The following is a 20,821-nucleotide window of genomic DNA, read 5'->3' as shown; positions in this document are numbered from 1 at the left end:
TACTACTTACAAAGCACGTTCATTATATACTTATTTATATAATGATCAATAAAATTATCCCGCCGGCGCAATATTTTTACTGGTTCAGAAAGTATATTACAAGTGGGTGAAATATACTCTGTCCACCTCGGCAAACCCGCTGGCATCTGCAACAAGCAATAAACGCAATAAACCAGCACAGAAAGCGGCCTGTTCGTTGTATCGGTTTAAGAAAGGTATACATAGAAAATCCCCGTTATAAATTTGTTTATATAATATAGTTTATAACGGGGATAAGGAAGGGATTTTACGCCGAAACCGACCCCACTTTAGGCAGATTTATCCGCCTGATTGATCAGGAATTGGGTCAGCAGGCCTACCGGGCGTCCGGTCGCGCCTTTGTTGGCGCCCTGCAACCAGGCGGTGCCGGCGATATCCAGATGCGCCCAGCGGTATTTTTTGGTGAAATTGGCTAAAAACGCGCCGGCGGTAATCGCCCCGCCCCAACGCCCGCCGATATTGGCCAGATCGGCGAAATTGGATTTCAGCTGCTCCTGATATTCTTCGCTCAGCGGCAAACGCCAGGCCTTATCCGCCGCTTGCTGCGCCGCTGTCAGTAATTCCTGCGCCAGCTCGTCGTCGGTGGCCACCAGACCGCTGTTATGCTGCCCCAAGGCGACCACACAGGCACCGGTTAAAGTCGCGATATCCACCACCATCGCCGGCTCGAAACGTTCCGCATAAGTCAACGCATCGCACAGCACCAAACGCCCTTCCGCATCGGTATTCAGCACTTCCACCGTCAAGCCCGCCAGCGTAGTGAGAATATCCCCCGGCCGATAAGCGTTGCCGTCCGGCAGATTTTCGCAGCCCGCCAGTATGCCGATCACATTCAGCGGCAGCTGCAATTGCGCGACAGCCTGCATAACGCCGAACACGGACGCCGCACCGCACATATCGTATTTCATCTCATCCATGCTGTCCGCCGGTTTCAGCGAAATACCGCCGGCATCAAAGGTCAGCCCTTTGCCCACCAACACAATCGGTTTTGCCTGCGGATCAGGGTGGTTACGGTAATCGATAATCGCCATCTGCGCCTCGTTTTTACTGCCTTGCGACACCGCCAGATAAGCGTTCATACCCAATTCCGCCATCGTTTTTTCGCCCACCACCGTGGTTGTTATCAGCGCCGATTGCTGCGCTAAGGCCTCCGCCTGCTGCGCCAGATAAGCCGGATTGCAGATATTCGGCGGGCAGTTGGCCAGATCTTTTGCCGCACGGATGCCGAGGGCAATCGCCTGCGCCTGTTGTAAGGCACGTTCCGCCTGCGCCGTTTGTGCCGCATCAACATGAAAAACAACCTCATTTAACACCGCACTTGGTTCGTTCTTGTTGCTTTTAAAGCGGTCGAACAGATAAAAACTGTCCTCAATGGCTTCCAGCGCAAAACGCAGGTTCCACTCAACACTGCGCCCGTTAATCGCCACATCGCCCAGCAAGCTGACCAGCTGCGCCGCTTTGGTTTCTTTCACTGCGCCGATCGCTTTTTGGATCAGCTGTTTATAACGACGTTCCGTCAGCTCATTCTGTTTGCCGCAACCGACGATAAACAACCGCTCGGCTTTCAGCTGCGGAATATTGCGCAACACCGTCACCTGCCCGTGCTTACCGCTGATCTCGCCGGATTGCAGCAACCGCGTTAAATAACCGCCGCTTAATTGATCTAACCGGGCGGCACTTTCCGACAGCATGCCGTCCTCGAAAAGCCCGACCAGCAGGCTGGTTTCCACCGCCGCAAGTGCGGTGCTTTTTACTGTATATTTCATGTGTTCCTCACTAATTTACTGCGTAAAAGGCAAAAATACGTTATGATACGCCGACTTATTGAAAACAAGTAAACTACTCAGTTTTAGAAAAATTGCAAGGAATAATATAGGCGGAACCGTGATTTTAACCAGATATTTAACTAAAGAAGTCGTAAAAAGTCAGGCTGCAATTCTGTTTATCTTACTGCTTATTTTCTTTTGTCAGCAATTAGTGCGCGTGTTAGGTTCCGCCGCAAGCGGAAAAGTGCCGGCGGATCTGGTGCTGTCGCTGCTCGGTCTCGGCATGCCCACCATGGCGCAGTTAATGCTGCCGTTATGTTTATTTATCGCGCTGCTGCTGACCTTCGGACGGCTGTATGCGGAAAGCGAAATCACCGTTATGCGCGCCTGCGGCGTCGGTCAGCGTATTCTGGTGCGGGTGGCGCTGCTGTTATCCTTTTTCACCGCCGCGCTCGCCGCTTACAACGCACTGGCCTTATCGCCGTGGGCGATCCAAAAACAAGCCCAGATTTTAGACGACGCCAAAGCGAATCCGACCATGGGCGCCCTTGCCGCGGGTCAGTTTATGTCTGCCGGGAATAATAATTTTGTCTTATTTATCAATAATATTCGCAATAACACGATTCATGATGTGTACTTATTCCAGATGCCAAGCAAAAAAAGTGAAAAACCGTCCGTAACGGTGGCGGAAAGCGGCGAACTTAAAGCATTGCCGAACGGCGATCAGATTCTGAATCTGCAAAACAGTCAGCGCGTGGAAGGCAGCGCCATGCTGCCTGATTTCCGGATTACGCATTTCGATCAATACCGGGCTTATCTGGGGCATCAGGCAGTCAATAATGAAAACAGCGAAGCGGAAACTCTGCCTTTTACCGAGCTGCTGAAAGCCAAAACGCCGGCCGCAAAATCCGAACTGCAATGGCGTATCACCTTGATTCTGGCGGTGCCGATTATGGCGTTAATCGCCGTGCCGCTCAGCCGCGTTAACCCGCGTCAGGGGCGGTTTGCCAAGATTTTGCCGGCGTTAATGCTGTATCTGATTTATTTCCTGCTGCAAAGCTCGTTTAAATCCGCAGGCGCTTCCGGCAAACTCGACGCTTCGCTGTTCATGCCACTGGTTAATCTCGCCTTCCTGCTGCTGGGGATTCTGTTAAACAGCTGGCACAGCGCCTTTATGTATAAAATCCGTCATTTATTCGGCAAAAAGCATGTAGTAGAAGGATAAACGAAATGATGATGAATACCTTGGATCGCTACATCGGCAAAAGTATTTTAGGCGCCATTTTCGCCACCCTGCTGACCTTGGTCGGTTTATCGGCCATCATTAAATTCGTCGAACAATTCCGCAGTGTCGGCAAAGGCAGCTATGATGTGCTGCAGGCCGTACTTTATACCGTGTTGACCGTACCGAAAGATGTGGAAACTTTTTTCCCGATGGCGGCGCTGCTCGGCGCGCTGATTGCGCTGGGCAATCTAGCCAGCCGCAGCGAATTGATCGTGATGCAGTCGGCGGGATTTTCCCGCTTAAATATCGGTGTCGCGGTGATGAAAACCGCCCTGCCGCTGGTTGTAATTACCATGGTGATCGGCGAATGGGGCATTCCGCAAACGGAACAATTCGCCCGCGATATGCGTTCGAAAGCCATTTCCGGCGGCTCGATGCTGTCGGTTAAAAACGGCGTATGGGCAAAAGACGGTAACGATTTTATTTATGTCAGACGAATTACCGACGACATCAAACTCAACGATATTTATATTTACCGTTTTAACGATCAGCGCCAGCTGCAGCAAGTCAGCCATGCCAATCAGGCGACCTTTAAAGACGGCAAATGGACATTAAAACAAATCAATACTTCGCAAATTTCCGCCGATGAAATCAAAACCACCAATCAGCTGAACGGCGTGTGGCAAACCAGCCTCACACCGGATAAATTAGGGATTGTTTCGTTGCGCGCCACCTCGCTGTCGATTTCCGGGCTGTCCGATTACATCGCGTTTATGAAAGAAACCGGACAGGATTCAAAGCGCTTTGAACTGACTTACTGGCGCAAATTATTCCAGCCGCTTTCCGTGGGCGTGATGATGCTGCTGGCGCTGTCCTTTATTTTCGGCCCGCTGCGCAGCGTCACCGCCGGTGCGCGTATCGTTACCGGAATCTGTTTCGGATTTCTGTTTTATGTGGTCAACGAAATTTTCGGCCCGCTCAGTCTGGTTTACAGCATCCCGCCGCTGGCCGGCGCACTCATGCCGAGTATGCTGTTTATCCTCATTACCTGGTGGTTATTAAGCCGGAAACGTGATTAAAATCCACCGCACTTTATTGCGCCACGATAAAGTGCGGTGTAAATTTCACCCGTTTGCTGAAAATTAAAACAAACGGTGAATAAATCCGAATTTCCGCTTGCAAGCCGGAAGGATAACCGTATAATACAACGCACTGAAGATGATGTTTATCAGTGAAGCCTGGGTGGCGAAATTGGTAGACGCAGCGGATTCAAAATCCGCCGCCCTTAAAAGCGTGTCGGTTCGAGTCCGACCCTAGGCACCACCGATAAATATCATAAAAAATTAAAGCCGCTCTGATGAGCGGCTTTTTTGTTATATATTTACTTAAAAATCAATAAGTTAGATTATTATCACTTAACTACATATTTGAAAAACCCACCCAACTACTGTATATTATAACAGGTATTTACGACTAGCTGTTTTGGTCTGACAACGGCTAGGCGAGAATTTCAATGCCTTTGTGTTGCACTAAGGTGAGTAATTTTAATGCGGTACCGGTGGGTTTTTTTACCCCCCTTTCCCATTCGGATATCATGTTTTTGTTGACGTTAAGATAATGCGCAAACACAGTTTGCGAAACCCGCTCTTTTTCCCGAATGGCTTTGATCTCGTCAGGGGTTAATGCCGGCACCGGTGTTAAGCATAATTCATCAAATTTTTTCATGGTTTTTTTATCCATTAATCCGGCTTCATGTAAATCCGCCGCATTTTCGTGGATCATGGCTAACAATTCACTCATTTTTGTCCTCCGTCGATTTCAATAAATAATCCGTTTTCGATTTGCCGTTCAATCTGCTGCGGGGCAAGTTTGGCATACTCTTTTGCCAAGGCTTTCAGCGCGGCAAACTCCTGGGTAGAAATGTTATCCCGTACATTTTTGCTTATTGCGGCAACAAAATAGCTATTTTCGTTAATGCGGTAAAAGATGAAGGCGCGAAACCCGCCACTGCGTCCTTTGCCTGCCCTTGCGATTCGCTGTTTGATGATATTGCTGCCCAAGTCGGCATCAATCGCGCCTTGTTCCGCACGCATGACGGCCTCAAGAAAGTCCTCATCCGGAATATAGTGCTTTTATGCAAATTTATCAAAGGCTTTGGTTTTGAATATTCTCATTGGTTGTGCCTTCTATCATCTTTAGGAGTATATTATCAGATTGTAGAACCAGTTACAACAAAAAGGGCTTTCACCCTTTCGTTATTCTCTGTCGCCTAAACGGCTGCGCAATCTCGCCTGTTGTTGATTTTGGAGGCGCTGCATTTCTTGGGCGATCATGCGCGCAATGGCGCGTTCGTCCTGCCCTTGGGCGGTGTTAAGGCTTACGGTAGCAACCTTCCGCATTGCCGATTAATTCAAGGCCGGTTTGGGAGGTGCGTAAATTATCGGCATAGGTTGTTAATATGATGGCAATAATTACACTGACAGAACAGGCCCATTTAGCGAGATGTTTTTTCATGTTGCTTTCATAGAGATCCTTTCATACTTGAATTGCCCGTGTTACCACACGGGCTTTTCGTTGCCATAACGTCGCGGTTTTGTACTGTATAGCAGTAATACTGCACCACCGATAAATATCATAAAAAATTAAAGCCGCTCTGATGAGCGGCTTTTTTGTTATAGGCTTTGTGGCTATCAGTAAAAAAGCAAGTCCAACGGCTTGCTTTTGCTGTTTTGATTCAGTGGCAGTCAGGCGAAAATTTCAATGCCTTTGTGCTGTACCGAAGTGAATAATTTCAACGCGGTGCTGGTAGGCTTATTGCACGATAATTTATAGGGTTTACCATTGATAACCGATACTTCCGCCAAAGTTAACATCGCTTCGGCTATTCATACCCGCCCCTAGTTTGATCGAAATCTTATTATTGTCAGAATTTCGTGCATAGCCGACCGCAACGGCAGATTCTCCCTTATAACCGCCTACACCGACAGAAACGATGCTTTTACCGCCTTCATTAGGACGCTGAATAAAGCCGATTGCCGTCGCCCCTGCAATACCGGCACGAAGAGTTTTATCCACTTTATCCAGTTTATGATTAAGCGCATTCATGTTGGTATTAAAGTGAGTTACTGAATTGTTTAATTGGCTCATATTCACTGCATCAGTGCCACTGACACCCGGCGCAACGTTCGTCACTCTCGTCGGTGCGCCCTTGCTGTCTGCCACCGAAACTTCAGCAACGCCGTCTTTGCCGGTTGAACCGCCGATAGTAACGGCACCGTTGCCCACCGAAACCTTGGTATATTCGGGAGTCATTGATGTTGCAACCGTCATCTCAGCTCCCTTACGCGCGATTTCAATATTATTGCCGGCATTAATATTAACTGCTGACCCTGCCGTCACTTTAGCCGCTTCAGTATCGCCCGAAACCTTACCTGTTCCGACTGCAGTCGAATTTACTGTCCAACCTGCATGATTGACGGCATTCGCCACATCATTTGCCGTGGCATAAGAGGTATTATCACCCGCTTTCACCGTGCCGTTTTCATTGACTGAAAGTGCCGTATTTGCTACATCAACGCTGATAGTCGCCGTGCCATTAACCACTTTTACCTTGGTCACAGTGCCATTACCGTTTGCAAAATTCACTGATTGGTTATGAGTGATTTTATCACCCACAACCTCACCGTTATTCTGCACATACCAACCGGCGTTATCGACATAGTCTTTATTCGCCGCATCCGTTGGGTTTACCGGTGCGGCGACATTTGTAATGGTGGTATTGCCGGCATTAATACCGGTATTATTAATGGTTACGCTACCGGCATTCACAGTATTTGCATTCACGGTATCGGCCTCTACCGAGGTAAAGTTTGGTGTGGCGGAAGTGGCAATAGTGATCGTATTATTCGTCGCATCCACGATCAGATTAATATTTTGACCCGCTTTATAACTTACCGTATCCCCCATATTGATCTGTGAAACTTTATCGTTTCCTACATAGGTTACGCTGCCATTTTCCGCAACAACAGCCATATTCCAGCCTTTAGCAACTTCATTTGTTAAATTAGTCACATTATTATTCGTGGAATATAATTGGCTGCCATTTACGGCATCTTTACTCTCCGCATTTAATGTTGCATTTGCTACACCTTGGATCTTCGTATCACCGCCCGTACTATTTGCAACAACTAAACCGTCGGAATTCGAGCTTATCGTCGTTGCATTCTCACCCGTACCGACAGTAAACGAAGCATTGGCCGCAACAGAATCAAAGGTGGCATTCGGATTAGTGGCGATCGTCACGTTATGACCTTCACCACCAATTACAATATTTTGCCCTGCGTTATAATTTACCGTATCACCGGCGCGAAAGGATTAACCTCATAGGGACAGAGAAAATAATAAAAACTTGGAAAGGAGGTAATTCTCGTGTCAAATATGAAAAGAACAGGACAAACAGCCCTTTATGAGCGTTTAAGTCGTGATGATGAAATGCAAGGAGAAAGTAATTCCATCACCAATCAAAAGCAGCTACTTGAAAGCTATGCAAAAAGAAACGGCTTTATAAATATTTATCACTATACCGATGATGGAGTAAGCGGAACAACCTTTGATAGAGAGGGATTTCAAAAGATGATAAAAGCAGTAGAAGAAAACAAAGTATCTACTGTGATAGTAAAAGATATGAGTAGGTTTGGCAGAGATTACCTCAAAGTAGGCTTTTACACCGAAATACTTTTCAAAGAAAAGGGAGTAAGATTTATCGCCATCAATAACGGAATAGATAGTGAGAAACAAGCAGAAAGCGACTTTACCCCATTTCTAAATATCATGAACGAATGGTATGCAAGAGATACATCAAGAAAAATACAATCCATCTTCAGAGCAAGAATGGAAGAGGGTAAAAGAGTATCACCAAGCGTACCATACGGCTATTATAGAAACCCTAAGAACAAACAGGAGCTACTTGTCGATAAAGAGAGTTCAAAGGTCGTAAAACGCATTTACAGACTTGTAATAGAGGGATATGGAGTAACACAGATAGCAGATATACTAACCAAAGATAAAGTCCTTATCCCATCAGCCTATGCAGAAATACATTATCCCGAAAATAATCATAGCTCCAAGAAAAGAGGAATAGAAGACCCGTATTTTTGGACACCGACCACAGTAGGCTATATCTTAGAAAAGCAAGAATATATGGGACACACCGTACTTGGTAAAACAATATGCCTTGATTACAAAACCAAAAAACGAAGAAAGGCGAAAGAAGATGAACTCATTATCTTCAAAAACACCCATGAAGCAATCATTGATGAAGAAACATGGAATAACGCACAAAGGTTAAGAAAAACAGTGAGAAGAAGTCCAAAGTATGGAACAACATCACACCCCTTTACAGGACTTTTAATCTGTTCAGATTGTGGAGGAAAGTTAAGTTACAGAGAGCCGGCAGAACACAAAGAAAAGAAATATGATAGTGATTACTCTTTTGTATGTCAACATTATAGACACAGAAAAGGCACTTGCAGTATGCACTACATCAAAGTAAAAACAGTGAATGAAATTCTCTTAAAATCAATCAAAGAAATCACAGACTTTGCAAAAGAAGAAAAGCAAGAATTTCTAAAAGTGATGAACAAGTTATCCGACGAAAAAAGAGAAGAAAAGTATCAAGGAGATAAAGAAAAGTTAGAAAAACTGTCATCAAGAAATGCAGAATTAACAACACTAATTACAAAGCTGTATGAAGACCACGCACTTGGAAAAATTCCTGTAAAACACTTTGATAGATTATTTAATATCTATGATACAGAGCAACAAGACTTAGAAAAGCAAATACAGTATTTTGAAGAGGAAATAGAAAGCTATCATCAGAGAAAAGTTGAAACCGATAAATTCCTAAAAATGATAGAGAAATATACCGATATTGAAGAACTGACAGTACCAATGATAAATGAGTATATAGAAAAAGTAGTAGTTCATGAAGCGACAGGGGGAAGAAAAGGCAAAGACAGAAAACAGCAAGTTGATGTGTATTTTAACTTTATAGGCAACTGTCAAGTGCCACAGAAAGAGGAGATAGAAAAACTGGCTTAAAAATGGTATAATATTATTAATTATTCAGAGAGAAAAATAAGAAGTTGTGGAGGTGATTTTTTGCGAACATACGAAAATAAAGAAGAACTCAAGACTGAAATAAATAAAACATTTAAAAAATATATTTCAGAATTTGATAATATACCAGAAACCTTAAAAGATAAGAGAGTTGATGAAGTTGATAGAACTCCCGCAGAAAACCTTGCTTATCAAGTGGGATGGACAACCTTACTTCTTAAATGGGAGAAAGATGAAAGAAAGGGACTTAAAGTAAAGACACCATCGGACGAATTTAAATGGAATCAACTTGGTGAATTATATCAGTGGTTTACGGATACTTACGCTCATTTATCCTTACAAGAGTTGAAATCCAAATTAAATGAAAATATTAATTCTATCTATGCAATGATTGATTCGTTAAGTGAGGAAGAATTGTTTAAACCGCATATGAAAAAATGGGCTGATGAAGCGACTAAAATAGCAGTATGGGAGGTATATAAGTTTATTCATGTAAATACGGTTGCACCTTTTGGATCTTTTAGAACAAAAATCAGAAAATGGAAGAAGATAGTACTATAAATCTCAGTTTGTCGAAGTAAAATAATTAAATACAAGTAATAATATATCAACTTACGAAACAGTAAACAAAAAGAATGGTTTACTGTTTTTTCTTTGCTCAAAATTACGAAGAAAGGAAAACAGAAAATGAAAAATATAGATGAAAAAATTTTAATGGCAGAAGAAGAAATTAAGCAGTTACAAAACAAAAGAAAAAAGCTCATCAGTCAGCAGAAACAGGAAGAAAGAAAAAAGAGAGATAAAAGGCTTTATGAAAAAGGAGCAGTCTTTGAAAGTATCTTTACCGAAAGCAAGGATTTTACAAAAGATGAATTCTATCAACTAATCTCATTTTCAACTATCAAAGAAGCAATCAATCAAAAAATCTTAAAAATCATAGAGAAGCGAGAACAAAGCGAAAACAAAATTACAGAAATACAAGAGGAAGAAACAGAGATAGAGAAATAGTCCCTTGTTGACAAGGGCGCACTTATACACCCTAAAGGGTGTGTGCGTTCTCCGAAGGCTCTTGCAGAGAGCATATCAGCTAACGCTGATACAGGGGAGCTACACTCCCCTACGGAAATAAATTTCCTACCCCTTGTGTACTTCCCAAAAGAAATCGGATAAAAAGCAATCCGATTTTTTTTAGTAAGTCTTTATCATCGCCATCATACTCACATCAAAAAAGAGAGGAGGTTTTTCTTGTGGCTATATATCATCTTAGTATAAAGATTATTTCAAGAGGCAAAGGCAAAAGTGCAGTAGCAGCTTCCGCCTATAGAAGTGGTGAAAAGATAAAAAACGAGTATGACGGAATAGTCCATGACTTTACAAGAAAAGGCGGAATAGCACATACAGAAATTCTATTACCACAAAATGCACCACAGGAATTTTCAGACAGAGGAACATTATGGAACAGTGTAGAGAAAATAGAAAAAAGTAAAAACTCACAGCTTGCAAGAGAAATAGAAATCGCCCTACCAAAAGAATTAAGCAGGGAAAAACAGATTGAGCTTGTAAGAGAATATGTAAAAGAAAATTTTGTGAAAGTTGGTATGTGTGCAGATATTGCCCTACACGATAAAAATGATGGAAACCCACACGCTCACATATTATTAACTATGAGACCATTAAACGAAAATAAGACATGGGGAGCAAAATCAAAAAAAGAATATATCCTTGATGAAAATGGCGAGAAAATAAAACTCAAAAACGGGAACTATAAAACAAAAAAAATCAATACAGTTGATTGGAACGATCAAGACAAAGCAGAAGAGTGGCGAAAAGCATGGGCAGATATTACAAACAAATATTTGGAAGAAAACAGCATACAGGAAAAAGTCGACCACCGTTCTTATCAAAGACAGGGGATAGAGCAAATACCTACTATTCATTTAGGAGTATCAGCAAGTCAAATGGAAAAGAAAGGCATAGCTACCGACAGAGGAAATATCAACCGAGAAATCAAACATCAGAATAAGCTATTAAGAGAAATTGCACGAAGAATAAAAGTATTGCTAAATTGGATAAGGGGAATTGGAAAAAAGGAAAAAATAGAAAATAAAAATACAAAGTCCACTCTTCCACTCAAAGAAAATTTGCAATCAATCTTTGAAAATCTTACCCGTAAAAATGCAGATAACAATAATGCAGATTTAGAGAAATATATTGAGAGTTATCAATTACTCAAAGAAAAAAATATCACTTCATTATCTGAGCTTAAAGAAAATATAGTTACCCTAAGAGATAAGAATTATAAGACCACAAGAGCCTTAAAAGATACCGAGAAAAAGATTGATGAAAAAACACAACTCATCGACCAGTCAGAAAAATATTTGAAGTACAAGGACATCTACAAAGCCTATGCAAAGTTAAAGAAAATAAAACAGGAAGATTTTTATAACGAGCATACGGCAGAGATTATTTTATTTGAAAGTGCAAAGAAATATCTCAAAGAGCATTTAAGAGAAAGCAAGACCTTAAATATATCTAAATGGAAATCGGAGGTAAAAGCCTTGAAGAAAGAAAAAGATAGTCTGTATTCTCAAATCATAGATATACGAAAAGAGGTTGAACAGGCTGAAAGTGCCAGGAACTGTATAGATAAATTGCAACAAGAAAACAGAGGACTGACACAGGTAAGGAGGAATGAATTAGAACTATAAAATCAAGCTGAAAAGTGATATAATAAATAATAAATTTAGTTCAAAGATAAAAACGCAATATACATTTATGTAAAATGTATTAGAACTGGTAGGTAGCCCAGTCGTCTAAGTAATTATTTCCTTAGGTAAGTAACCTTCCCCTCCGGGTTGTCCATTCTTTGATAGAGCATTAAGGAGGGTTTGTTATGGAAAAAATAACAGGGCAATTAACGGTTTTTTTTGATGATCCTTTTTGGGTAGGTGTTTTTGAGCGTATAGAAGAAAATAAATTATCGGTATGCAGAGTGGTGTTTGGAGCAGAACCTAAAGATTATGAAGTATACGATTTTATTTTGAAAAATTATAGTAATTTAAAATTTAGTTCAAATATAGAAGTTGAGGTTAAAAAAGGAAATGCTAATCCTAAAAGATTGCAAAGAGAGGCAAGAAAACAAAGTAAACAAGTAGGGATAGGTACAAAATCTCAATTGGCATTGCAGCAACAAAGAGAAGAAATGAAATTGGAAAGAAAAACCAAAATTAGAAAAAGAAGAGAGTTGGAGAAACAAAGAAAATTTGAATTAAAACAAGAAAAACGCAAACAAAAACACAGAGGCAAATAGTAATGAGCTATTTGCACCAGAGGATTATCGCTAATCACCAAAACAGTAAATCAAAAAAGGTTTACTGTTTTTTCTTTGCCTAAAAAACGGAAAGGAGGACTTATGGAAGAAGAAAAAAGAGAAATAAAAACACCACCTAATAAACAGTTAATGATGGATATTGGAAAGACAAAATATACTGTAAACCTACATTTTAAGCAAGGTACAGGAGAAACATACAAGGATAAAATACTAAAGCTAATCAAGAGAGAAACAGAGAAGATATAAATTTGTCAAAGAAATTTTGTTTATGTCCTTGACAAATCTTCCCAAATTGCACTGTTAGCATTGACTGCATAATGAGTCACGCCATTTGTGCCTGTGACGCTGCCGGCATTCACTGACCAACTCGAATTATTGATTAAGTTTGCTACGGTGCGTGCGTTCAATATCGCATCACCATTCTCTACAATTACAGTGCCGTTCTTATTCACCGAACCATTTGAACGATTCACTTCAACGGAATAAATACTCTGGCCATTCGTCCCCGTTCTCTCTGTCACCGTAGTGGTTGTGCCATTCTCTAATATCGTTTTAGCCGCACCGGTCGTTGCATTTAACTGATTCAGATTAACCGCATCAGTCCCCTTCACCCCCGGCGCGACGTTCGTAATCGTATTATTGCCGTTATTCAACCCCTCTTTAGTTACACTGACGCTATCTCCAGCGCCATTCACTATTGTGATGCCGTCAGAGGTGAGCGTCGTATCCCCCACCTTCACGGAAGTATTGGCCGTTACGCTTTCAAAAGTCGGTTTATCCGTTACGGCAATACTGATTGTCTGACCCGATTGCGTCACATTAACATTTTTTCCCGCATCAAGAGTGACCGTTTCCCCCATCTGTACATTTTCAGCCGTACTGTTCACAACATTACCGCCGCCTGCCGCCGTCGTCGTAAGATTCCAGCCTTTATTCACCGTTGCATTAGCCAAGTTTGCGGTGTTATTCGCTATATTTGCCGTACGATTGGCGGCATTAGCCGTCGTATTTGCTAAATTTGCCGTATTGTTCGCCGTAGTTATATTATTTTTTGCACTGTCGGAAAGATCGACGCTGTAATCAATCACCCTGCCTGCCGAATCCGTCACATTCGTTACGCTGATCTCATCAGAACCTTTCAACGTGGTGTTCCACGCATTTACCGTATAGGTCGTACTGCCATCGGCATTTTGCACACCGGTTACATTGGTATTGGTTCCTGCCGCCACGGTGTTATTTACTGCGGCAACGGCATCATTAACATTATTTTTGCCCGTACCGCCGATATTAGTCATGCTGACCGTACCGTTATCCACCACATTAGCATTTCCGCCTAATATATTGACGACAGAATCTGCCGTATTATTCAGGACAGTATTCGTTGCATAAAGTTGTGAACCGTTAATCGCATCCGTCGATGTTGCAGAAATATTCCCCGGCGCAACATTAATAATTTGACGTTCTGCCCCTTTCGCGCCCACAGAAACCACGCCAGACGCCGTGCCGGCAAACCCGCCATACGTTAAGCTGCCGACTGTTGCCGCAGTTACCTGATTGGCCTTGCCATTAGTTGTAGTATTTGAACTTTCTGAACTGTTTGCGCCTAAAATAACATTATTGTCTGCGGTTACTGAAATATTATTACCAATCACATAAGTATTATTCGCTGTCGCTGCAATAACATTATCGCTGCCTAATACAAAGGAACCATTGGCGTTAATCTTGTTATTATTTCCCACTGAATAAGCGGCGTTACCTGCAATGACGCTTGTATCACCGAGCGAACCTGAACGATTACCCGTGACATTATTATTGTAACCCACAGAAACAGCCTGTTCCCCCTGCGCGGCTGCCAACGTACCAATCGCGATAGAGTCCGTTCCGCCGGCATTCGCGCTATGGCCCATAGCAACGGCATTTTGAGCCGAGGCATTTGAATAAGAACCAATCGCTGTTGCCCATTTGGCTGTCGCATTAGCATGCTCTCCTATCGCCAGGGAGGCTGTGGCATTGGCTAACGACCATTCACCAAGCGCAATGGTTTGCTCTGCTAACGCCTTGGAAAGATGCCCGATAGAAACCGCAGCCGAGCCGGTCGCATTAGAATAGGAACCTAAAGCCGTGGCAAAAGAATCGGCCGCAACCGCTAAAGCGCCGAACGAAGAAGCCGCGATTCCCGACGCATTCGCAGTGGTACCAACAGCAACAGCATTACTTTGCGTTACAATAGATTTCGTTCCAACCGCAATGGAATTATCGCCGGCCGCCGTCGCATTAGAACCGAATGCATTGGCAGAAGAACCGGAAGCATTCGCTGCATAACCTAAAGCATTTGCCTGATGCCCACTGGCTTTACTATAAATTCCAACGCTTATCGCCGCAAACTTTGTTGCATTGGATAAATATCCCATGGCTATAGTATGGTCTTCGCTGGCTGACGCACTATCGCCAATCGCAATGGCATAAATATCCGTCGCTTTTGCACTATGCCCCACAGCAGTCGAATAAGTGGAATTGGCAACCGCATCATAGCCGATGGCGGCAGAACCAAGCCCGCTTGCATTTGCCGCATCCCCCACGGCTAAACTCGCCGTATTAGTCGCGTTTGCATGAGAACCCAATGCCGTTGCCATATTACCTGAGGCCTTCGTCCCCAAACCGATTGCAGTTGTGCCATAATCACTGGTCGAAGCGCCGTAGCCAATGGCAATAGCGGCATTTCCGCGCCCATCGGCGGCGGCTGTTGTAATCGTCGAGTTATAGTTGTTTACGGCACCTTTACCAATAGCGATAGACCATTGCGTTGATGAATTTGCCCCGGAACCAAGCGCAATAGCATCCGTTTCTGACGCCGCGGCCTGAGTGCCGATAGCCGTTGAATTCACACCGGAAGCATTAGCATAAACCCCTAACGCATTCGCATTTGTTGCCGTAGAACTGGCACCTTCTCCAAGTTCAATACCATTAGAGCCTGCTGCCAGCGCCATAACGGAACTAAGCATAGCCGAACCTGCCACACTTAATAGGAATAACTTGTTCGGATTTTTTCTTTCATCTGCTGTCGATGAACATTTACTCTGCGATTTAGTTAATTCAGAAACCACAACGAACGTCTGACTTGAATAGTGCCAAATCACTTTAAATATTTTATTCATATCTTATTTCTATTTTTTTAATTTCATTTTGAAATGAAGTGATAATGTCATTATTATAAATATAAAATTACAGTTCGATTATAGTTAATAGTAATTAAAGCAAAAACCAACAATTAATATAATCTTTATGATATTTCCATATTCATAACACCGCCGCAGACAATTGAATTACAAACCACCTAAATACGCATTACTATAATAGATAACAATTAATTCCATAATCAGCCCACCGCATTATTATAAGCTACATTAATTCAAGCTAAAACATTTCAGCCGGTAAATTAATGTAAAGGTTAAATTTTAAAAAATTTACATATTAATACGATTTTTAGCTAAAAAACCTGGATGATAAATTAGTTAAGCCAGCGGAATGCCGAGGGAAGACTCTTATGACGGGTTAATTTCGTAGCTTTAACGACGAACGGATGACAAAGGCGGTGATGTGAATGTTGAAAGTGCGGTAAGAAATATGAAAAATTGTGAGATTTACCACAATCGCGGCCGTCTACATATTTACAACAAAGGCTTATTTTAAAGTTTAGTAAAAATGATTTCTCAGAGATTGTTTAATTATTTAATGACTACAATAATATAAATATTTATCTAAAAGGATAGAAATAGAAAAGCGAAATAAATAAAATAACAATTAAATTTTTATTTTTCGATATATCTTATATTAAAAATATTATTACCCATTTTTAATAGATATAGAGATTATTTTTATTTTGAGACATTAAATTCAGATCATATTAAATAAATCTAAAAAAACGGTTTATTTAAAAATTAAGCGGAGAAAAATAAAGAAATTCAAAATTAATGATTTATCTTTAGTTTTTGCTCATTCACAGCTAAAAGGACTGAACCCAATGATCTATCGGAAACAGTCCTTAATGTCGTGGTCTAACTTTTTTGCGCTCAGCTCAATGAAACGCTCTTTTCTTCCGTTTTATACGCAACCTTAACGCTCGGTCTTAAAGGCAAAATGCATCCAGATTAATGCGGTGGAAATGCCGATGAACATTAACACAAATGCTGTCGCCCGAATGCCGGTGGCATCAAGCAAGGCGCCGAAGGCAATCGGTAAAATAAAACCGAATAAACCGCCGGCAAGTCCGACGATGCCGGATACCGTGCCAATATCGTTCGGGTAATCGTCGGCAACGGATTTAAAAATAGAGCCGCTGCCGATTCCCATGGCGCACCCGACCAGAAAGGTCAGCGGCGCAAACGCCCAAAGTGGCAGCCCGATAGGTAAACTGATCTCGCCTTTTGTGCCGATCAGTAATAAGCTGCCGTGCGGAATGGCAAAAATCAGAAAGCCTATCCACAATACCCACATGACCACCCAAGAAACCCTGTTGGCACCGAAGCGATCCCCCAGATAGCCACCGACAGAACGAAACGTGCTGCCCGGAATTAAATAAATCAGGGCCAGCAAGGTTGCATCATGTAAATTCAAATGATAATTTTCGACATAATAATTATTCAGCCACAATGTTAAGCCGACGAAACCGCCGAACACAACGGTGTAATACTGGCTGTAGCGCAATACCCGCCAGTCTTTTAACAGCGACAACTGCTGCATAATTCCCGCCTGCGCCCCTTTAATCAAATGTGCCGGATTGCTAAACGCAGTAAAGCAGAATATAACTAACGTCGCCGCCAAAATTCCGGTATAGACTTCCGGTATGGCGCGCCAGTCACCGAAATGCGCCAGCAATTCCGGGGCGATAAAATTATTCAGTGCCGTCCCCGCAGTGCCGATTCCGAATATACCGGTCGCCAGTCCCTGTTGCGTTTTAGGAAACCAGCGGGCAACATAAGGCATGCCGACAGAAAACGATCCGCCGGCCAGTCCCATCACTAAACCGATAACCAGGAAATGCCAGAATAATGTCGCATAACTGGTGAGATAAACAAAGGGAATGCACACCGCCAGCAAGGTCAGCATTACATTCCGGCCTCCGAATTTATCCGTCCACATTCCCAGCGGCAGGCGGATAATCGAGCCGGAAAGTACCGGTGTCGCAGTTAAAATACCGAATTCCACATCGGATAGCCCCAGTTCGTTACGCAGGGGAATACCGATCACACCGAACATCATCCATACCATAAACGTCATCAGAAACGCCAGCGTGCCGGCAAATAAAACTGAATAGCGTTTGAAATGCTCCGATTTCATATCATTCCTTACTGTTGGTTATGAACGACGGCGTACCAGCTGCCAAGCACGCGGGATGTAGCCGATGAAAGCGGCAAAACCGCTCCATACATGTACCATACGGGTAAACGGAAAAATCAAAAAGAATGTCATGCCCAAAAACACATGAATTTTGACCGCACTTGATAACGGCGCAATATAAGCGGTAGCATCGCCGCGAAATGTCAGAATGCGCTGTGCATATTGCATCATGCTTTCCAGTTCGCCGACCGCATTATTACTTGCCAAACTGAGCGGAATCAAACTTAAACCGGCGAGTATGGTAACCAGCAACCAGATCACAACCAATTTATCCCGCCATGTGCTGGTCGTTAAAATGCGCTGAATGCGAAAGCGCCGGTGAATCAGGATTAAGATTCCGGCAAGCGCCATCGTACCCGACACCGACCCCGCCGCAAGCGCCATAACATGATGTTGTTCCTGACTGATACCGAGCAGCTCAAATGCCCATAATGGCGTGAGCAAACCGGCGACATGCCCGCCCAGCACTAACAAAATGCCCACATGAAACAACACGCTGCCTAAACGCAGCTGTCCACGGTAAAGCAGCTCGCTGGATTCGCTTTTCCAAGAATATTGCTCACGATCGAAACGAATCAGGCTGCCGATAAAAAATACGCTCAGACAGATATAAGGATAAATTCCGAATAAAAATTGCTCAATGTAATTCATTACTCCGCTCCTTGATGTTGTTTATGGGCCCCTTCAGGATAAAACCTGATTTTGGTACGATCACTCAATGATCGGTTCAGTAAAGGCTCCGCGCCCGTCATATCCGCGCCGAATGTTTCCATCGCCTCGTCCATATCCCGCACCGGCGGTTCAATCAACGGTAACGGCTTGACCGGACTGAGCATAACCAGGGTTTGCAATAACACGGCATAAGGTGAGCCGTTCGCGGCCAGCTTTTGCGCAATATGATTGATGACATGCACGGCATCGCCAAGCAGTTTGAATGCGGGTTGCGGGGCGATCTCAGCCAGAAACTCCAGCAATGCCGGCAGATAATCCGGCAGTTCGTCATCGCCCAGCTCCAGACCATATTTACGGTATTCTTCCAGCAGATCCACCAATGCCGCACCGCGATCACGGTCTTCGCCGTGAATATGTTCGAAAATATACAGTGCGTGACTGCGGTTCCGATCGAAGGTCTGCACATAATCTTCCTGTAAAGTCAGTAATTTAGTCTTGGCAAGATGATCTAAAAACTCGGCAAGTGCGGTGCGTTTCGACGCAATTTCCGGCATATTATTTAACGCCTCCCGCAATTCCGGCAAAGCGTCAATCAGTGCCTGCTCCGGATAGCACAGCAGCACGGAGAGCCATTTAAACACAAGTTGATTTGCCATTAACGCACTCCTTTCCGGCGGTTCTCTTCGATGTCTTCTCGCCGATCGGTAAAAATAATAGGAATCCGTTTATTTCTGCCGAACAGGCTTTCTTTACTGACGCCGTCCGAACAGCCGTTGCCGAAGCTGAAACCGCAGGAAGCTTTATCATTAAAGCTGTCTTCAACCATTTCTTTATGGCTTGCCGGAATCACAAAGCGATCTTCATAGTTGGCAATGGCTAAAGTGCGGTACATTTCTTCAATCATTTCGGCCGTCAGCCCGCTACCGGCTAAGCTTTGCGTTAAATTTTCGCCCTGCACGCTCTGACCGCGTTTAAAGCGACGCATTGCAATCATTTTTTCTAATGCCGCACGAATCGGCGCAACATCTCCGGCGGTGAGCAAATTGGCTAAATAACGCAATGGAATGCGCATTTCGTCGACACTCGGAATAATACTGTCCTCGCCGATAAAGCCGTTTTCAATTGCCGATTGGATCGGAGAAAGCGGCGGAATATACCAGACCATCGGTAACGTACGATATTCCGGATGCAGCGGAAAAGCGATTTTCCATTCCATTGCCATTTTATACACCGGCGATTTTTTTGCCGCATCCAGCCAGCTTTGGCTGATGCCCTGTTTTAACGCTTCGCGTTCGATTGCCGGATCCGTCGGATCTAAAAATGCGTCAAGCTGCGCCTGATATAAATCCTGCGGATTTTCCACACCGGCGGCCTGCGCTATTTTATCGGCATCATAAAGCATCACGCCCAGATAGCGGATACGTCCGACACAGGTTTCCGAACATACTGTCGGTTCGCCGCTTTCAATCCGCGGATAGCAGAAAATACATTTTTCCGCTTTCCCCGTTGACCAGTTATAGTAAATTTTTTTGTACGGACAACCGGACACACACATACGCCAGCCGCGGCATTTATCCTGATCGATTAAGACGATACCGTCATCTTCGCGTTTATAAATGCTGCCGGACGGGCACGACGCCACACAGGAAGGATTCAGGCAATGCTCGCATAAACGCGGCAAATACATCATAAACGTCCGTTCGAAGGCCGCCAGCATCTCTTTTTGAATGCCGTCAAACAGCACGTCTTTAGCCCGCTTTTCAAATTCACCGGCCAAATCGTCTTCCCAGTTCGGCCCCCATTCGATTTTGTCCATTTTCTTGCCGGTGATTAAAGACACCGGGCGAGCGGTCGGCGGCGTGGTTAATTTCGGCGCATTTTGCAAGTGTTCATAATCAAAGGTAAAGGGTTCGTAATAGTCGTCAATTTGCGGCATATTCGGGTTGGCAAAAATATTTGACAGAATTTTAATTTTGCCGCCTTGTTTCGGTACCAGTTTTCCATTCGCTTTGCGTACCCAGCCGCCCTGCCATTTTTCCTGATCCTCCCAGTTTTTCGGAAACCCGATGCCCGGTTTAGTTTCGACATTGTTAAACCACGCATATTCCACCCCTTCGCGACTTGTCCAGACATTCTTGCAAGTTACCGAGCAGGTATGGCAGCCGATACACTTATCCAAATTCAGCACCATGCTGATCTGCGCCTTAATTTTCATTTTGTATTCCTTTTGATTTCAATTCGTTACCCTGTAGGCGAGAAAGTAAAAGTGCGGTC

18 protein-coding genes and 1 tRNA gene are annotated in these 20,821 nt (G+C 43.6%); 9 read left to right on the top strand and 10 right to left on the bottom strand.

The features are described 5' to 3' along the window. Window positions 1-308: 308 nt before the first annotated feature. Complete coding sequence (locus ACESOH_RS07505) at window positions 309-1,805, bottom strand: leucyl aminopeptidase (RefSeq protein WP_373100568.1); 1,497 nt, start codon at window positions 1,803-1,805, stop codon at window positions 309-311. Window positions 1,806-1,923: 118 nt separating this feature from the next. Between ACESOH_RS07505 and lptF the strand changes: the two genes are divergently transcribed. The 3 genes from lptF to ACESOH_RS07490 all read left to right on the top strand — a co-directional run bounded on the left by lptF (window position 1,924) and on the right by ACESOH_RS07490 (window position 4,353). Then, complete coding sequence (lptF, locus tag ACESOH_RS07500) at window positions 1,924-3,030, top strand: LPS export ABC transporter permease LptF (protein ID WP_373100567.1); 1,107 nt, start codon at window positions 1,924-1,926, stop codon at window positions 3,028-3,030. Between the two features lie 8 nt (window positions 3,031-3,038). Then, window positions 3,039-4,109, top strand: a complete 1,071-nt coding sequence (gene lptG / locus ACESOH_RS07495) for an LPS export ABC transporter permease LptG (protein ID WP_373100681.1) — start codon at window positions 3,039-3,041, stop codon at window positions 4,107-4,109. 157 nt (window positions 4,110-4,266) lie between these two features. Beyond that, window positions 4,267-4,353, top strand: a tRNA-Leu gene (locus ACESOH_RS07490). Window positions 4,354-4,527: 174 nt separating this feature from the next. On the opposite strand, the gene ACESOH_RS07485 is transcribed toward ACESOH_RS07490, so the two are convergent. The 4 genes from ACESOH_RS07485 to ACESOH_RS07470 form a co-directional block, all read right to left on the bottom strand. Beyond that, window positions 4,528-4,830, bottom strand: coding sequence for a helix-turn-helix domain-containing protein (locus ACESOH_RS07485; protein WP_373100566.1), 303 nt, complete (start codon window positions 4,828-4,830; stop codon window positions 4,528-4,530). Then, window positions 4,827-5,153, bottom strand: a complete 327-nt coding sequence (locus tag ACESOH_RS07480; RefSeq protein WP_373100680.1) for a type II toxin-antitoxin system RelE/ParE family toxin — start codon at window positions 5,151-5,153, stop codon at window positions 4,827-4,829. Before ACESOH_RS07480 ends, ACESOH_RS07485 begins: the two co-directional genes overlap by 4 nt. A 132-nt stretch (window positions 5,154-5,285) precedes the next feature. After that, window positions 5,286-5,429 (bottom strand): hypothetical protein, encoded by a 144-nt coding sequence (locus ACESOH_RS07475; protein ID WP_373100565.1) that lies wholly within the window; start codon window positions 5,427-5,429, stop codon window positions 5,286-5,288. A 436-nt stretch (window positions 5,430-5,865) separates the two neighbouring features. Then, window positions 5,866-7,332 (bottom strand): YadA family autotransporter adhesin, encoded by a 1,467-nt coding sequence (locus ACESOH_RS07470; RefSeq protein WP_373100564.1) that lies wholly within the window; start codon window positions 7,330-7,332, stop codon window positions 5,866-5,868. Window positions 7,333-7,467: 135 nt separating this feature from the next. Between ACESOH_RS07470 and ACESOH_RS07465 the strand changes: the two genes are divergently transcribed. From ACESOH_RS07465 to ACESOH_RS07440, 6 genes are all read left to right on the top strand, one after another. Further along, on the top strand, window positions 7,468-9,129 hold the full coding sequence (locus ACESOH_RS07465; RefSeq protein WP_207778591.1) for a DUF4368 domain-containing protein: 1,662 nt from the start codon (window positions 7,468-7,470) through the stop codon (window positions 9,127-9,129). Window positions 9,130-9,189: 60 nt separating this feature from the next. Continuing rightward, window positions 9,190-9,708, top strand: coding sequence for a ClbS/DfsB family four-helix bundle protein (locus ACESOH_RS07460; protein ID WP_005761288.1), 519 nt, complete (start codon window positions 9,190-9,192; stop codon window positions 9,706-9,708). Window positions 9,709-9,834: 126 nt separating this feature from the next. Next, a complete protein-coding gene (locus tag ACESOH_RS07455) occupies window positions 9,835-10,155 on the top strand; it encodes a DUF3847 domain-containing protein (RefSeq protein ID WP_005761264.1) in 321 nt (106 codons plus the stop codon). A gap of 239 nt (window positions 10,156-10,394) precedes the next feature. Continuing rightward, window positions 10,395-11,855: a MobQ family relaxase gene (gene mobQ / locus ACESOH_RS07450; RefSeq protein WP_373100563.1), complete on the top strand. Its 1,461-nt coding sequence runs from the start codon at window positions 10,395-10,397 to the stop codon at window positions 11,853-11,855. Window positions 11,856-12,040: 185 nt separating this feature from the next. Further along, window positions 12,041-12,457: a YjdF family protein gene (locus tag ACESOH_RS07445; protein WP_019034309.1), complete on the top strand. Its 417-nt coding sequence runs from the start codon at window positions 12,041-12,043 to the stop codon at window positions 12,455-12,457. Window positions 12,458-12,559: 102 nt separating this feature from the next. Next, entirely contained in the window at window positions 12,560-12,724 is a 165-nt protein-coding gene (locus ACESOH_RS07440; RefSeq protein WP_019034308.1) for a transposon-encoded TnpW family protein, read from the top strand. Between the two features lie 20 nt (window positions 12,725-12,744). On the opposite strand, the gene ACESOH_RS07435 is transcribed toward ACESOH_RS07440, so the two are convergent. From ACESOH_RS07435 to narH, 5 genes are all read right to left on the bottom strand, one after another. After that, complete coding sequence (locus ACESOH_RS07435) at window positions 12,745-15,633, bottom strand: ESPR-type extended signal peptide-containing protein (protein ID WP_373100562.1); 2,889 nt, start codon at window positions 15,631-15,633, stop codon at window positions 12,745-12,747. 958 nt (window positions 15,634-16,591) lie between these two features. Next, complete coding sequence (locus ACESOH_RS07430; protein ID WP_373100561.1) at window positions 16,592-17,815, bottom strand: MFS transporter; 1,224 nt, start codon at window positions 17,813-17,815, stop codon at window positions 16,592-16,594. An 18-nt stretch (window positions 17,816-17,833) separates the two neighbouring features. Then, window positions 17,834-18,526 (bottom strand): respiratory nitrate reductase subunit gamma, encoded by a 693-nt coding sequence (gene narI, locus ACESOH_RS07425; RefSeq protein ID WP_373100560.1) that lies wholly within the window; start codon window positions 18,524-18,526, stop codon window positions 17,834-17,836. Further along, on the bottom strand, window positions 18,526-19,203 hold the full coding sequence (narJ, locus tag ACESOH_RS07420) for a nitrate reductase molybdenum cofactor assembly chaperone (protein WP_373100559.1): 678 nt from the start codon (window positions 19,201-19,203) through the stop codon (window positions 18,526-18,528). Before narJ ends, narI begins: the two co-directional genes overlap by 1 nt. Beyond that, the gene (narH, locus tag ACESOH_RS07415) at window positions 19,203-20,762 is read right to left on the bottom strand and encodes a nitrate reductase subunit beta (RefSeq protein WP_373100558.1); all 1,560 of its coding nucleotides are present in this window, start codon (window positions 20,760-20,762) and stop codon (window positions 19,203-19,205) included. Before narH ends, narJ begins: the two co-directional genes overlap by 1 nt. Between the last annotated feature and the right edge of the window lie 59 nt (window positions 20,763-20,821).

This window comes from Necropsobacter rosorum (genome assembly GCF_964241405.1).
GTDB lineage: Bacteria > Pseudomonadota > Gammaproteobacteria > Enterobacterales > Pasteurellaceae > Necropsobacter > Necropsobacter rosorum.
This window is presented reverse-complemented; position numbering and strand designations above follow the sequence as displayed.